Raw genomic sequence first — 14846 nt, 5'->3', positions numbered from 1 at the left:
AAAAATATGAATATACTATCAACAGAACAACTTCATGCTATTGAAGCGCGATTGTGCTTGAAATATAATTTGAAATACGAAGAAATTCGCAATGAATTGGTCGATCATATCGCTTGTGAGATTGAAGACAAAATGGAACAAGGAGAACAATATGAGGAAGGCTTTACTTTAGTGTTTAGAAAGTGGAATGTGCGATTAATCGCTGATAAAAAAGGAGTATATCAGGGAATTCCTCATTTTATTGTCAATCAACTCAACAAAGAGTATAGAAAGGTGGCACTACAGTCGGGTGTATTAACGGTTGTTTTTACTCTTCTTTTGTTTTTATCGACCCATTATTTTCAGTTGAATAATTTACTGTTGTTGAACTCTCTTTTTTTTGTAAATGCGATTGGAGTGCTGATTATTCAACGCAGTTTACCTAGTTTAGGTGATTATCGCTATGATTTTTTAAAAGCAAAATCAAAAGTTGTTCTACTGAAAAGTAGCTTAGCTTTAGCGGGAATATACTTATTTTATACCGTATGGGATGTAGTTAACTTTACTTTTGGAGTACTATTGATTTTCTACTTTGTTTTTTCCACCTTCCTATTACTTCGATTTAGAGTCTATTGTAACAATCGACAATTTAAAATTGCAAAATAAGTAAGATAAATGAAGACATTAACCCAAAAAAAACTTCAACATATCGACGAGTTTTTAATTGAACATTATCGTTTGTATTACATTGATATTCGTGCAGAGGTAGTTGATCATATAGCTACAGATATTGAGGTAGAACTCCATAAAGGAAAGTGCTATGAGGAGGCTTTTGTTTTGGTTATTGCTAAATGGGATGCACTGCTGAAACCTTCTTCTTTTTTCTTTAGAGGGATTCCGAAGTTTATTGCTCAACGGTGGACTAAAGAACGGTTAAGACGTGGAGCGAAAGCGAGCGGATTAGGTGCTTTAGCCACAGTAGGAATTGGCAGTTTCTTTTATCGTTTTATAGATTTAGATGCCGATATCCTATGGGTGTTGGGAACATTACTGGCTCTTTATATCGGTATTGGAATTTTATATATATGCAATCGTGGTTTAATGAGAGATATTCCGTTGCACACCGCAACAGGTACTTTCTTGAGAGTAGAGTTTAAACAACTTGGATGGGTGCAAAGTATATTCGTTATTATGCCGTTACTCAATCAAATGAAGTTTATTCCGAGAGCGGACGGTGTTTTTGCTTTCTATTTTTTCATTGGATCGGTCATGTTATTTTATATGATACATTGGCGAATCGATTATCAAAAAGAACAACTGTATCAAGTAAAATGGAAGTCTATCTAAACTGTATGAGTATGGAAAAGAAATTGACGTTAGAACAGATTGATGCTTTACATGCCTTTGTACGTAAGCATTATGTGGAATTTTATGATGTAGAGCTAGAACTCGTGGATCATTTAGCGAATGATATCGAAACGCAATGGCAAGAGGCAACTCAACTGTCTTTTGAACAGGTACTGCATATTGCTTTTAAAAAATTTGGCGTTTTTGGGTTTAGTGATGTTGTTGAATTGAAAGTAAACCAGCTTTACATGACCTATATGAAAATGATATTTAGAGAAGTGGGTTCGTTTTTTACGATTCCCAAGATTATTTTCTCCTTAGCCCTCTATTCGTTGTTATTTACCATCGGATATGTTTATCAGGAAACTGGAATTAGAATACTCTATGTTCTGTTTTTTTTTCTAATAGGATTTTATCTCGTAGTGGGCACACTTTGGCAAAAAAAGTTGAGACGTAGACAACGAGAAATGAAAATGAAGTTTTTATTAGAAGATACGGCTACTCAAATTTACGCTGGAGGCGCTGTTTTCTCTATTATTTCTATTTTCATCCAATTGTCAAATTTTACGAGTACTATGACAAACGTAATATTGGTAACAAGTGTCGTGGCGTTACTGCTCCTATTTATGGGATTGTGGTGTTACGTGGCAATATTTATCCTAAAACCTCAATTGGAGCAAGAAATACATCGATTGCCCCAAAAATACCAGATTCATTAGCTTCAGCGACTCCTAACGGTCGCTTTTTTTATGTCCTAAAAAACTGATTAGTAAGGAACTTGTCAAAAAGGTGTAACACAAAAGGAAGAGTGACGTCTTATGGGATATCAACCAAAATAATAGCCTATGAAACAGTTATTCACCTTGTTTTTATGCTTTTTGTCGCTAGCTTCTGTTGCTCAGGTTACAGGGACGATAGTCGATCAAGAAGGAAAAGTCATTAGTTATGCTACGGTCATTCTCGATCAAACACAACAAGGAGCCATCAGTAACGACAAAGGAGCCTATGAAATAAAACCCAAAACACAAGGGGATTTTACCCTTGTTTTTCAATTTTTAGGATATAAAACAGAACGAAAAAAAATAAACTATCAAGGAAAACCGATAGCTGTGGATGTTGTACTACAAGAAGAGGAATTCCAATTGGATGATATTGTCATCAAAGTAGGAAAGAATCCTGCAGACGATATTATTCGCAGAGCCATTGCAAATAAAGCGCAAAATACAAAGGGAATGGCTACGTTTGCTGCCGATTTTTACTCCAAAGGGATGATCAAAAGTTTGAAGATTCCCAAATTTGCAAAAGATAAAGTCTTAATCAACGGCGATAAAGCTGCTGGACTTGATTCGCTTGGACAGGGAATTCTCTATTTATCCGAGACAGTTTCCGAATTAAAATACCAAAAACCCAACCAACTGAAAGAGCACATTATAGCCTCTAAAATTAGCGGAAATAACAATGGTTATAGCTTTAACACGGCCGATGAGTCCTTCTATGATTTTTATGACAATCAACTGAAGGTGGCGGATTTTGATGCGCAATTAATATCTCCAATCGCGAAACAGGCGTTTTCTTTTTATACCTATAGCTTAGAAGCTATCTTTAAGGATAATGGCGTATTGATTAATAAGATTAAAGTTACCCCTAAGGTAAAAAATCAGCCGGTGTTTGCTGGAGATATTTATATTGTAGATACTTCTGCAGCTTTATACGGGGTAGACTTAACGGTAACAGGTGTGAGCTTACAACAACCGTTTATTGATCAAATTACAATCAGTCAGAATTTCTTTTTTAACGAAGGGAATCAAACTTGGGTGAAGCGCTCGCAAACCTTAGATATGTTGATTGCATTGTTAGGGTTTAAAGGGCAAGGAATTTTTTTGAGTGTATTCAATAATTACAATTTTACGCCCCACTTTACCCGAGCAGATTTCGGTAGAGAGGTTTTATCTTTTGCCAAAGATGCCAATAAAAAAGAAGAGGACTTCTGGACGAATCACCGCTTGTATCCGTTAACAACAGAAGAAGTTCACGATTATCAATTCAAAGATAGCATACGAGAACGCAAAGAGTCACCAGCATACAAAGACAGTCTTCGTATAGCCTACAATAAATTTACGCTGACTTCTCCTCTTTTGGGATATAGCTACAAAAGTAAAGAAGAGCGCTTTCGCTTTACTTACGATGGATTGATTAATCTAGAAACCATTGGTTTTAATACCGTTCAAGGGTTTTATATGGGTTCTGGTTTATCTGCCCAATTCTACGGGAAGGACAAGATATCCTATACGAGTGCTAAAGCCTCTTTTGATTATGGATTTGCCTCTGAACGATTCCGTGCTTATGGAAGTCTAAGTCATCGATTGAATGATGTACACCAATCGCGGTTTTATGTAAGAGGAGGAACAAAAATAAAACAGTTTCATCCAGATAATATCAGTGAGCAGTTTAATAGTTTATTCTCCTTACTATTTAGGAAGAATTTCGCTAAGTATTACAACAATGAGGAAGCTTATGTAGGGTATAAAGGGAAATTTATTGATGAGGCGATTTCAATTGGGACAGAAATAGGGTATGAGCAACGAAAACCGTTGTTTAACAATGCCAATGGGGCTTTCTATACTGGAAGTAGAGCGTATACCTCAAACGATCCTACGGCGCCTTTAGATGCCTTGAGTGCTCCTATTGAATTGCATCACCTCTATAAGTTTAGATTAGGAGCAACCCTTAATTTGGGAATGAAATACGTATCTTATCCAAACAGACGTTGGTATATTCCCAATACGGATTATCCAAAAATTAATGTTGGATATGAAAAAGCATTTAGTGGTAATCTAAAGGGGTATAATTATGACTTAGTTACTGCAGGAGTGAAACAAGATATTTCGTTGAGCAATAAAGGAGAGTTTTCGTATCATATCAAAGGAGGGCACTTCTTTCATGGGGATGATATTTCTTATGTGGATCGCAAACACTTTTCTGGAAATCAAACCCATTTGAATATTGAAAATGATCGCATGAGTTCATTTAATTTATTGCCGTATTATAGTTTGAGTACTAATAAATCGTATATGGAGACCCATGTAGAATACAATTTTAAAGGATTTATCATGAATCGTTTGCCTTTGCTAAAATGGACGGGGTGGAATGTTGTAGCGGGGTATCACAATGCGATGGTCTCGGATGCGAAAGCCTACCAAGAGTTTACCGTAGGGTTATCTAATATCGGCTTTGGTAGTATGAAAGGATTCCGCGTAGATTATGTGCGAGCTTATCAAGGAAGTCACTTCTTTAAGGATGGTTTTATGTTTGGCTTTAAAAAAGACTTCTAATCCCACAACACGATGTTGTTTTGATTGGAAGGGCTTCATGTAGCTGCTAATACAGCATAGAAGTTACAGTGAGTTGAATAGTTTGGATTGGAAAGAATTTAGTTTATAACGTGTACAATCCAATAAAAAAAGCCCGGTACATGGTATCGGGCTTTTGTATGTTTAGAAGTTTGATTTAAATTGCTCTAAGAAGCGAACATCGTTCTCGTAGAACATGCGAATATCGCTGATTTGGTATAATAACATGGCAATACGCTCAATTCCCATACCAAAAGCAAATCCACTGTACTCATTTGCATCGATATTACAATTGGTCAATACATTTGGATCAACCATTCCACATCCCATAATTTCTAACCAACCGGTTCCTTTAGTGATGCGGTAATCAATTTCCGTTTTCAATCCCCAGTAAATATCTACTTCAGCACTTGGCTCTGTAAATGGGAAATACGAAGGGCGTAAGCGGATTTTAGACTTGCCAAACATCTCTTTGGTAAAGTACAACAAGGTTTGTTTTAAGTCAGCAAAAGATACGTCTTTATCGATGTATAATCCTTCTACTTGGTGGAAGATACAGTGTGAACGAGAGGAAATGTCTTCATTTCGGAATACACGACCTGGAGAAATCGTACGCAATGGCGGTTTGTGATCCTCCATATAACGTGCCTGTACAGAAGAAGTATGGGTACGCAATAAGTGCTGTGGATTCGACTGCACGAAGAACGAATCTTGCATATCACGTGCTGGGTGATAATCAGGAAAGTTCAAAGCAGAGAAATTATGCCAATCATCTTCAATTTCTGGGCCTTCAGAAATAGTAAAACCAATACTGTTAAAAATATCAACAATTTGATTCTTCACCAACGAAATAGGGTGTCTAGATCCAATAGACATCGGATAACCTGGACGCGTTAAATCGCCATATAATCCTTGTACATTCTTAGACTCTAGTTCTTCTTGGATGGTTTTTACTTTAGTTTCAATGGTGCTTTTTAGCGTATTAATCGCTTGACCAAATTCCTTCTTTTGATCGTTAGGAACGGTTTTAAAATAAGCGAATAATTCGTTTAAAATTCCCTTCTTAGAAAGAAATTTAATCCTAAAAGCTTCTAATTGTTCTTTGTTATCGGTTTGGAAATATTCTGCCTCACCAATGTATTCTTTTATTTTATCTATCATTTTAAGTAAAGTAAAAGGCAAATTTACTGCTTTTCATTTAGACATAAAATTTAAAGCATGCTAAATTTTTATTTATGCGCATTTTAATCAATATATTTTAGTTCTAAGAAATACTGCACGATGGCTTCTTTCATTAAAACACTTTGTTCCCCTGCTCGTAAAGCGGGTAAATGTTCTTTGACAGTATAATGGGGCCAGCCATCGTTGTCATAGTGATCAAATTCATAATATCCGTAGGGTTCAAGGAGGCGGCATATCGCAATATGCATTAAATTAACTTTATCGTCTTTTTTATATCGCTTTTTAATCTTACCTAATTCTTGAACACCAATAAGATAGATGATTGCTTCTAAATCGAGGGTCTCCCCATCACCAAAGCGAGTAGATATTTTTTGAACGACATCTTCCCATCTTTGTTTTAATTGTTCATCTCTTGCCATTTTGTTGTTTGTTTGAAAGAAACAAAGATACAATTTACTTATGACGCAGATTTATAGAAAAAATAATAATTTAGTGGATTATAAAACAAGGATACTATGGTACTCGATATTTTGGTTCTATTGGCTTTGGCTTTTGGTGTATTTAAAGGATTTAAAGATGGTTTTTTTGTCTCTGTTGTAGCGTTTTTATCGCTGCTGATTGGGACGATGGGAGCACTGAAATTCTCTACGGTAGTCAAAGATTTTCTTCAACATAAATGGGGATGGGAATCGAGTTTTTTACCTGTGTTATCCTTTGTAATTGCCTTTATATTGGCCATTTTAGCTGTTCGATTGGCTGCGCAAGTCACAACGAAAATTTTTGAAGCTTCTTTTTTGGGATTCTTTAACCGCATGCTCGGAGCACTTTTTCAAATACTAGTTGTAATACTCATGATGAGTTTGGTGTATGCCGTAGTAGATCAGGTCAATAGTCGCTTTCCGATGATCGGACCAGACACACTAGCCGCTTCTACAAGTTATCAGGTTTATCTCTTTGTTTCAGAACATATCTTTCCAAGCTTGTTTGATATGGTCAAGTATCTATTTGAAAAAAGCGTGGATGTTCTGCAAACACCCACGCCTGAATCTATTTAAATTTCGCGAATCACTTCTTTGCTGATCCAACCGATTTCTTGATTTTCTAAGCGAACCTTGATCCACAGTCCTTTTTCTTCTAAGAGGAATACTTTGGTTCCTTGGTGCAGCTCTCTGAGAGTAGCAGAGGTTGTTCTCGCTTCTTCTTTAAAGGCTGTTTTTGGTGCAAAAATAAGAGCAGAAGCCTTGTCTTTGGCGTAGTTACTTTCAAAAGAAGCTGCATATAAACTACCTAATCCAACAACAAGACTGAGTATCATTCCAACAAATAAAAGTCGTTTAATTGTACTGTGGTGGTTGATAAAATATACGATAAAGCACAATAATAAAGCCACGCTAGCTAGTGTTGCTAGAATCGCCCAACCATCAACCGAAAACGTACCTAAGGATTGATGCAAGATATCTGTTTTGTCATATTCGTGAATGATGGTAATATCGTCTTCCAAATGCTCCTTGGTAAAATTCAAATTGGTTTTTGCCTCTTGCATTTCAGGGGCTAGTTTAAGCGTCTTTTCATAGTAGTAAGCCGCATGAAGATAATCTCCCGTTTTGAAATAGGCATTAGCCAGATTGAAATACAATTCAGGTGAATTGTCATGTGTCTGTGTTAATGTTAAATAGCCGTCAATTGCCTCTTTGAAATGTTCCTTCTGAAACGTTTCGTTCACTTTGTCAAAAGACTTCTGCCAATCAGAATCTTGAGCATAGCTACCTACATTGAATAAGGCAAAAACAAGATAAAAGATTAATTTTTTCATTAGAATTTAAATTGTTTTTCCAATTGATCAATCACATCAATGGCTGTTTCGTAATCGTTGACAATATTCACTTGGTCTGTAGGGGTATAACGCGCCCATTCACAAGCGTTTTTAAGGTTCATAAATGAATCAATCGCGGTTGAATCAATTGCTTTTTCTTGCAAAATTTCCGTGATATTATCATTGCTCATCTCACTGGTTTCTATATTCAGTTTCGCTTTTAAGAAATTGTGCAAACAACGTTCCAACGCTTCGTAGAATCGATCTTTGTCTTTCATGTGTTTCTTTGCCTCACTCAAGTATTTCTTCGCTAATCGATTGTTTCTCTTCAATCGATTTCCTTCTACATCGCTGACTCTTGCTGCTTTTAGACGCATTGCAAGGGCAAATAGAGGCATAGCTCCAATGGGTACAAGCAAGAAGAAATAGAATAAAGGGGTCTTCCAGTAGGTGGATTGTCTTCCCTCTACAAAGGTCAATGTTGTTTTGTTCTTTTGGAAAAACTCCTGGTCGTCCACTTGGTCTGTACCCGCAACTTCCTTATTTGTTGGTAACATCGGTCCGTCTAGTACCTGAATCTTAATGGTATCAGTGGTAATAGTTTTGTATTGCTTTGAAGTCAAATCAAAATAGGAAAATTCCATCGGATCAATATTGTATTCTCCTTGATATTGGGGAATAATGGTATATTTATTGGATCGATTTCCTTGCAGACCTCCTGCAGTTGGGGTCAACTTCTCTGTGTACTGCGGGTCGTAAACCTCTAGAGCAGAATGAGCTACTGGAGTGGGAAGTGTAACCAAGTTGAGGTTTCCTTTTCCAGCAACATTAACGGTTAAATAAAAGGGTTCACCTGCTTTTAAAGCAGTTGTAGAAGGTGTTGCCTTCATGGTAAATTCTCCTACCCCGCCAGAGAAATTGACTGGTCTATCTTTTTGCGGTAACGCTTGTGCATCAATGGTAATGGTCTGGGTACTGAATTCTTTTTCAATTACGCCATATTCAGGGAATCCAAAGAAATCTCGACGCCCAGTGGGAACTTCCACCTGAACGGTCAGCGACAAGGGTTTAATTTGATGTTTTCCTACTTCTTGAGCCATGATTACATCTTGCTTCAATACAATATAATTGTACATTTCCCCTTTGTATTTCCCTTGCTTTAGCTCTGGTCGCTGTGGCATTTCCACATTATAGGTCCAGAACTTATCATAGGTTGGAATTTCGTTCCCTCGATATCCACCCACAGGAGCATTAAAATACAACTTGTATACTAGGGTAACGGGTTCATTGATATAGGGTTTCGCTTTGGATACTTCAGCCACTAAATGAACCTTGTCTAGAGTTCCTTGTTGCATTTGATTAATCTGTTGACGAGGATCTTGTCGCTCAATAGCATCGGTAACGGTAATAGTAATAGGATTGGTGGTATAGGTTTCGCCATCCATAACGATACTCGCTTTTCCAATGGTTATCTTCCCCTTTCTCTTGGGTCTCAATAAGTAAGAAAACGACTTTTTGAAGGATTTTTTTCCATTCATCCAGGCGTAGCTCACTGCACTATTGGGCCCGCCAACAACTGTAAATCCCTCAAAAGTAGGAGAACGAAACTCATCTCCATCGCTATTCATTGTAAATTCGATCTGAATAACGTCATTTAAAGGCACTTGATCCTTGTTTACACTCGCTTCAAAAGTTGCTTGTGCAGCTAAAGATTGTGTAAATAGAACACAAAACAATACAATATACAGGTGTAGTATTTTCATAATTTAAAGCTTACCAATCTTTTTTGCGTTGGGTGGATACCCCTTGTGCTTCGGCTTTTTTATCTCCTTTTTTGTTTTTGTCTATCAATCGCTGTTGTACGGCTTGTTCATCGCGATTTACGGCATCCAAGATACGCTCCATCTGCTCTTTGCTTTGCTGCTGTTGCGGATTTGGTTGCTGTTTTGGATCTTTATTGTCTTTGTCGTTTTTGTCGTCTTTGTTATTCCCTTGATCTTTGTTGTCCTCCTTCTTATCATCTCCCTTGTTATCTTGGTTGTCTTTATTTTGATCCTGATTGTCTTTGTTTTGATCTTGGTTCTGGTCCTGATCCTTGTTTTGATCTTGATTTTGATTATCCTGGTCTTGATTTTGATTATCCTGATCTTGATCGTTTTGTGGGTTTTCTTCGTTTAATTTCTTTGCTACTGCATAGTTGTAACGCGTTTCATCATCTTTTGGATTATTTCGCAAGGCGTTTTTATAGGCCTGTTCTGCGGCTTTGTAATTTTTTTCTGCCATATAAGCATTGCCTAAGTTGTGATAGGCTTGATGCTTGGCTTGCTTTGTTGTAGCTTCTTTAGTCGCTCTACTATAGGCAGAAATCGCCTCTTTATTGTGTTTTTGACGCAGTAAGCTATTCCCTAAATTATAGGTAGGAGTTTCTTTTTTTTCACTTTTTGAGGAAGCGATGCGATAAGCTGCTTCAGATTGGGTGAATTGCTTGTGTTCATAGCTTTCGTTTCCCACGGTTAATGCACGACCTGCCGATTGTGCCCAGCTAGATAACGAAGCAAACAGAAGCAAAGCAAAAGTCAAATATATCTGTTTCATTTTTTTACCAGTATAAGCATTATTCTTTTTCATTGAAGAGATTTAATTTCTTCATCCAACTCGTTTTGCGCTCCAGAATGAATAGATCAAGGCAAAGAAGCAACAAAGCTAAACCTAAAAACCATTGAAATTGCGATTGAAATTCTGCTATTTGTTGGGATTCAAAATCAGTTTTTTCAATTTTGTTGAGCTCATTCGTAATTAGATCTACAATTTCTTGGGTATTTGATCCATAAAAGTACTTTCCACCCGTTGCATCTGCAATGTGTTTTAACGTAGAAGGGTCTAATTTGGTAATGACAATTTCATTATCCCAATCTCTTTTGTACTCTACCCCTTTGGCCGTTTTAATTGGAATAGGACCTCCTTTTTCGGTTCCAACGCCTATCGTGATGATTTTAATGTTCTTCTCTTTGGCGAGTTGAATAGAGGAATCAACGCCTTCACCGTGATCTTCCCCATCCGAAATAAGAATCATTACTTTACTCGTTCTAGGGTTGTCAAAGTAGTTACTCGCCACGTGAATGGCGTCTTCTAAAGCAGTTCCTTGAGAAGAAACCATATCCGTATTCATCGATTGTAAATACATCTTGGCTGCATAGTGATCGGTGGTAATAGGCAACATCGGAAAGGCACTTCCAGCATAACCAACGATTCCCACACGATCAGGGCCGAGACTATTGATGATTTGCGAGGTTAATTGCTTCATCTTTGCTAACCGATCAGGCGCCATATCTTGGGCAAGCATACTCTTGGAAACATCCAGAGTAAAAACAATATCTACCCCTTGTCTTTTTACCGTTACAATACGTGTACCAATCTTTGGATTAACCAACGCGAATATAATACAAACTAAAGCGATTAGATATATACCCGCCTTAATCAGTGGTTTGTTGACTGATTTAGTTGGGGCTAACGCTTGTAATGCTTTTGGTGTCGCAAAGGTTTGTTGCACTTTCTTTTTCCATAGAATATCTCCCACCACTAGCAAGGCAATAACTGCTAGGACGAGTAGTAAAAGAAAATATTTTTTATCATCTAATTCCCACATAATGCTATTAAATAAATCCTCTAAAAAGGGTTTTACTTAGGATAAAATCAAGCGCTAATAAGATAAAAGCAAGAAGAGCGAATAATCTGAATTTCTCCTCCGTATTTACATACTTCTGTTCATCTATTTTTGTCTTTTCTAGCTGATTGATTTCGTCGTATATATTTTTAAGACTTTGCGTATTGGTTGCTCTAAAGTATTGTCCTCCAGTTTCTTTAGCAATGGTTTTCATTAGCTCTTCATCCAGTTCAACTGGGATTTTTTCGTAGCGCAATTCGCCATTGGGTCCAAAACCTACGGGAGATTCTGCCAATCCATTGGTTCCAATACCAATCGTATAAATTTTAATGTTGTATTCTTTGGCTATTTGTGTTGCCATAAGTGGATCAACCGTTCCTGTATTGTTTACCCCATCCGTAAGTAGGATGATGACTTTACTTTTGGCCGGACTCGTCTTAATGCGGTTTATTGCCGTAGTTAATCCTACTCCAATAGCTGTTCCATCACGTAAATCGTCTGAGTATTTAATATCGCGAAGCGAGTTTAAAAGTAGGGTCTTATCGCTAGTTACGGGTGTTTTGGTATAGGCCTCTGCCGCGTAAATAACAATTCCTATGCGATCCGCTACGCGCTGACCAACAAAATCACCTGCTACTTCTTTTAAGGCTTCCAATCGATTGGGTTTTAGATCTCGGGCAAGCATACTCCCCGAAATATCCATAGCCATGACAATATCTATCCCATGAGTCGAGTGTATTTGATGATCAACACTAATCACCTGTGGACGGGCTAGGGCAATGATAAGTAAACCCAATGCCAACGTCTTTAATACAATAGACAGCGGCAATAAACGAACTAAAAAAGAAGAATGCCCCATAAAAGCGTCAATAGCGCTTAGTTTAATCGTTGCTTTTTGTTTCTTTCTGTTTCTATACCAAATGAAGATAACAAGAGGTAATAGCAGAAACAACCAAAAGAATTCAGGATGTAAAAAGGTTGCGTTTCTCATAATTATTGCTCTTGTTTGTATTGCATTGAATCAAAAACTTTTTCTGTAATCTCATCTGCATATTGGTCTTCTGTTGTATGAAATATCCACACTTGATTTAAAATACTTTTGCTCTCATGACTTAAAACACAAGCAAAAGCAATTTTCTGATTTTTTTCTTTTTCTGCTTTAAGAATAAATGAACCTTTTGCTTGTAATCCCGTTAATCCCGAAGCATTTTCGAATTTTTCGTGTGTCAGCTCAATGCCATCTACTTCAAAGTTTTTAATAATCAACTTCAACGAGTGGTCTATAATTTCTTCTTCTGTATATTTAAAGTCCTTTCCAGTTTGTATGGTACTTAGTGTAACAAAAACAGGATCGCCTAATTCACCAGCTTTAAACTGTTGAATATTGTCAATACCATCAATGCCACTATCGCCAACGGTAGGATCATTTTTTCGGATTAAGACTTCTGGTGTACTTACTGTCAAGCCTACACCACTACCATAGGTACTCGTAATCCATTCTTGTTGAAGAAGACGTTTTGACGAGTTGAATGTAAATAAACTCAGGTTTTGTTCTGAAGTGATATTGATGATGTAAACAATACCAATACACAAGATTAAGGCACCAGATACTGCAGCAGGAATACCCAAACGCATTCTCTTTCTCTTTCTTTTGCGTTCTTCTCTCAAGCGGATACGCTCCGTTTGAGTTGCAGCAGAAATAGGGTAAGCCGTGTTTATTTCGTTAATAATCGCCTGTGTTTTAGAGGTGTCAGCAACGATTTCGCTATCTGCAGGTTGTGATTTAGCAAACTTAACTAAGTCTGCGGTATCCAAAATGCGCTTAAATTCTTTGATGATTTTAGGATCAATTCGCACTTCTTTATCGCGCAGCGTATTTTTTAGGACGGATATTGTTTCAAAGGTTGTTAATTCTCGAGCTGAAATCCCAAAGGTGTCTTCAATAAAGGCTCTAGCGATATCCGTCATTTCCGAATAGTACGGTTTGGCATCGCCACGAGTCCAATTTTGTTTTTCTTCCAATTGCTTTAGCTTGGTTACGGCTTTTTCAAAAGGAGTACTGTATTTATCATCTTCAGTTAAATTTTTATCTTGTATTTTTCTGATAAAGAAATAAATAGCGATTCCGATAAGCAAAGCTAAGACAAGAAAAGCAAGGTAGTACCAACTGGTAGAAGGTGCCGCTCCCGCTTTGGAAATAGATTTAATGTCGTATAACGGCGTTTTTAAAGTATCCACGACCACATTTTGTACGTGGATGCGAATGGAATCGGTTTTAAATAATTTAGCATCGATAATAACAGGTAATTCTGGAATCGTAAAACTACCTTCATCAAATTGCGTAAGTTCATAAATTTTGATTAATTCAATAAGATTGTCTTTTTGAATGGTATCAACTGGATGTGAATCTAAAATCTCTAAAGGACCTAAGGTTTCCGATTCGGGGAATAAGACCTTACTTTCTTTAGATGTAATGGCGCGAATACTGTATTGTATGGGTTCCCCTATTTTAATGTTGGTGGTATCTACTTTTGTTTCAAGTGGTAACTGAGCTAACATCAACTGAGAGGATAACAAGAGAATAAGCACGCTTAAAAGATTGTATTTTGTTCTATTCAGTATCATTTTATCTAGCTTTGAAATACCCTAATAATTTTTTTACATAACTCTCATCAACGCGCATGTTGATTACGCCTGCTCCACATTTTTGAAAGGTTTTTTTAAATTGATCTTCTTGCTTTAAAAAGTGGGAGGTATATTGATTTCTCACTTCTTTACTTCCCGTATTAACTAAGATTTCTTGTCCTGTTTCAGCATCATACGCATTGATGATTCCTACATTGGGTAGCTGCTTTTCTCGTTCGTCATAGATGCGAATTCCTGTAATATCGTGCTTTTTGGCCGCTATTTTTAAAGTGCTTTCATACGGAGGCGTGACAAAATCTGACAAGACAAAAACAATGGCCTTTTTCTTGATTACTTTTGATAAGTAGGCAAGAGCAAAACCAACATCGGTTTGTTGACTTTTGGGTTTGAAATCAATCAATTCACGGATGATTCTCAACACATGCATTTTTCCTTTTTTAGGAGGAACAAATAATTCAATTTGGTCAGAAAATAGGATAAGGCCTATCTTGTCGTTGTTTTGCGTGGCAGAAAACGCCAGAGTAGCGGCTATTTCTGTAATGATATCTTGTTTAAAAGCATCCGTTGAACCGAAATTCTCTGAACCACTGACATCGACTAAAAGCATCAAGGTTAGTTCTCTTTCTTCTTCGAAAACTTTGATATAAGGTTCGTTGTAGCGAGCCGTGACGTTCCAGTCAATAGCGCGAACATCATCGCCAAATTGATACGGACGCACTTCCGAAAAAGTCATACCACGCCCTTTAAAGGAAGTATGGTATTCTCCAGAAAAAATATGATCACTTAAACGCTTGGTTTTGATCTCAATTTTTTTGACCTTTTTTAAAATCTCTTTGGTTTCCATTGTAAAAGAATTATTCAAGAT

At 37.1% G+C, this 14846-nt stretch carries 14 protein-coding genes; 5 read left to right on the top strand and 9 right to left on the bottom strand.

Annotated features, from left to right (window positions below; all coding sequences use genetic code 11):
* The first annotated feature begins 6 nt into the window (after positions 1–6).
* The 4 genes from ACLJX0_RS05490 (at position 7) to ACLJX0_RS05475 (ending at position 4658) form a co-directional block, all read left to right on the top strand.
* Positions 7–645: a hypothetical protein gene (locus ACLJX0_RS05490; RefSeq protein WP_410879073.1), complete on the top strand. Its 639-nt coding sequence runs from the start codon at positions 7–9 to the stop codon at positions 643–645.
* 9 nt (positions 646–654) lie between these two features.
* On the top strand, positions 655–1326 hold the full coding sequence (locus tag ACLJX0_RS05485) for a hypothetical protein (RefSeq protein ID WP_410879072.1): 672 nt from the start codon (positions 655–657) through the stop codon (positions 1324–1326).
* 11 nt (positions 1327–1337) lie between these two features.
* On the top strand, positions 1338–2045 hold the full coding sequence (locus ACLJX0_RS05480) for a hypothetical protein (RefSeq protein WP_410879071.1): 708 nt from the start codon (positions 1338–1340) through the stop codon (positions 2043–2045).
* Between the two features lie 126 nt (positions 2046–2171).
* Positions 2172–4658 (top strand): DUF5686 and carboxypeptidase regulatory-like domain-containing protein, encoded by a 2487-nt coding sequence (locus tag ACLJX0_RS05475; RefSeq protein WP_410879070.1) that lies wholly within the window; start codon positions 2172–2174, stop codon positions 4656–4658.
* A gap of 162 nt (positions 4659–4820) precedes the next feature.
* Here the strand turns inward: ACLJX0_RS05475 and pheS are convergent, their stop codons facing one another.
* Together pheS and ACLJX0_RS05465 are read right to left on the bottom strand one after the other, a co-directional pair.
* The gene (gene pheS / locus ACLJX0_RS05470; RefSeq protein WP_410879069.1) at positions 4821–5837 is read right to left on the bottom strand and encodes a phenylalanine--tRNA ligase subunit alpha; all 1017 of its coding nucleotides are present in this window, start codon (positions 5835–5837) and stop codon (positions 4821–4823) included.
* Positions 5838–5920: 83 nt separating this feature from the next.
* Positions 5921–6277, bottom strand: a complete 357-nt coding sequence (locus ACLJX0_RS05465) for a hypothetical protein (protein WP_410879068.1) — start codon at positions 6275–6277, stop codon at positions 5921–5923.
* Positions 6278–6373: 96 nt separating this feature from the next.
* Here ACLJX0_RS05465 and ACLJX0_RS05460 point away from each other — a divergent pair, with 96 nt between their 5' ends.
* Positions 6374–6913 (top strand): CvpA family protein, encoded by a 540-nt coding sequence (locus ACLJX0_RS05460; RefSeq protein ID WP_410879067.1) that lies wholly within the window; start codon positions 6374–6376, stop codon positions 6911–6913.
* Here the strand turns inward: ACLJX0_RS05460 and ACLJX0_RS05455 are convergent.
* From ACLJX0_RS05455 to ACLJX0_RS05425, 7 genes are read right to left on the bottom strand one after another with little or no spacing between them, the layout of a single operon-like run.
* Entirely contained in the window at positions 6910–7671 is a 762-nt protein-coding gene (locus tag ACLJX0_RS05455) for a tetratricopeptide repeat protein (RefSeq protein ID WP_410879066.1), read from the bottom strand. The genes ACLJX0_RS05460 and ACLJX0_RS05455 overlap by 4 nt on opposite strands.
* Positions 7671–9434 (bottom strand): BatD family protein, encoded by a 1764-nt coding sequence (locus ACLJX0_RS05450; RefSeq protein WP_410879065.1) that lies wholly within the window; start codon positions 9432–9434, stop codon positions 7671–7673. The genes ACLJX0_RS05455 and ACLJX0_RS05450 overlap by 1 nt, the downstream gene beginning before the upstream one ends.
* A 10-nt stretch (positions 9435–9444) precedes the next feature.
* The gene (locus tag ACLJX0_RS05445; RefSeq protein WP_410879064.1) at positions 9445–10266 is read right to left on the bottom strand and encodes a tetratricopeptide repeat protein; all 822 of its coding nucleotides are present in this window, start codon (positions 10264–10266) and stop codon (positions 9445–9447) included.
* A gap of 19 nt (positions 10267–10285) precedes the next feature.
* Positions 10286–11317 carry a VWA domain-containing protein gene (locus ACLJX0_RS05440; RefSeq protein WP_410879063.1) on the bottom strand — a complete coding sequence of 344 codons (1032 nt, stop codon included), beginning with the start codon at positions 11315–11317 and terminating at the stop codon, positions 10286–10288.
* Positions 11318–11324: 7 nt separating this feature from the next.
* A complete protein-coding gene (locus tag ACLJX0_RS05435) occupies positions 11325–12326 on the bottom strand; it encodes a VWA domain-containing protein (protein WP_410879062.1) in 1002 nt (333 codons plus the stop codon).
* A gap of 2 nt (positions 12327–12328) precedes the next feature.
* Positions 12329–13960 (bottom strand): BatD family protein, encoded by a 1632-nt coding sequence (locus ACLJX0_RS05430; protein ID WP_410879061.1) that lies wholly within the window; start codon positions 13958–13960, stop codon positions 12329–12331.
* 1 nt (position 13961) lies between these two features.
* A complete protein-coding gene (locus ACLJX0_RS05425; protein WP_410879060.1) occupies positions 13962–14825 on the bottom strand; it encodes a DUF58 domain-containing protein in 864 nt (287 codons plus the stop codon).
* Positions 14826–14846 lie beyond the last annotated feature (21 nt).

The organism is Myroides sp. DW712 (genome assembly GCF_046557355.1).
Taxonomy (GTDB): domain Bacteria; phylum Bacteroidota; class Bacteroidia; order Flavobacteriales; family Flavobacteriaceae; genus Flavobacterium.
This window is presented reverse-complemented; position numbering and strand designations above follow the sequence as displayed.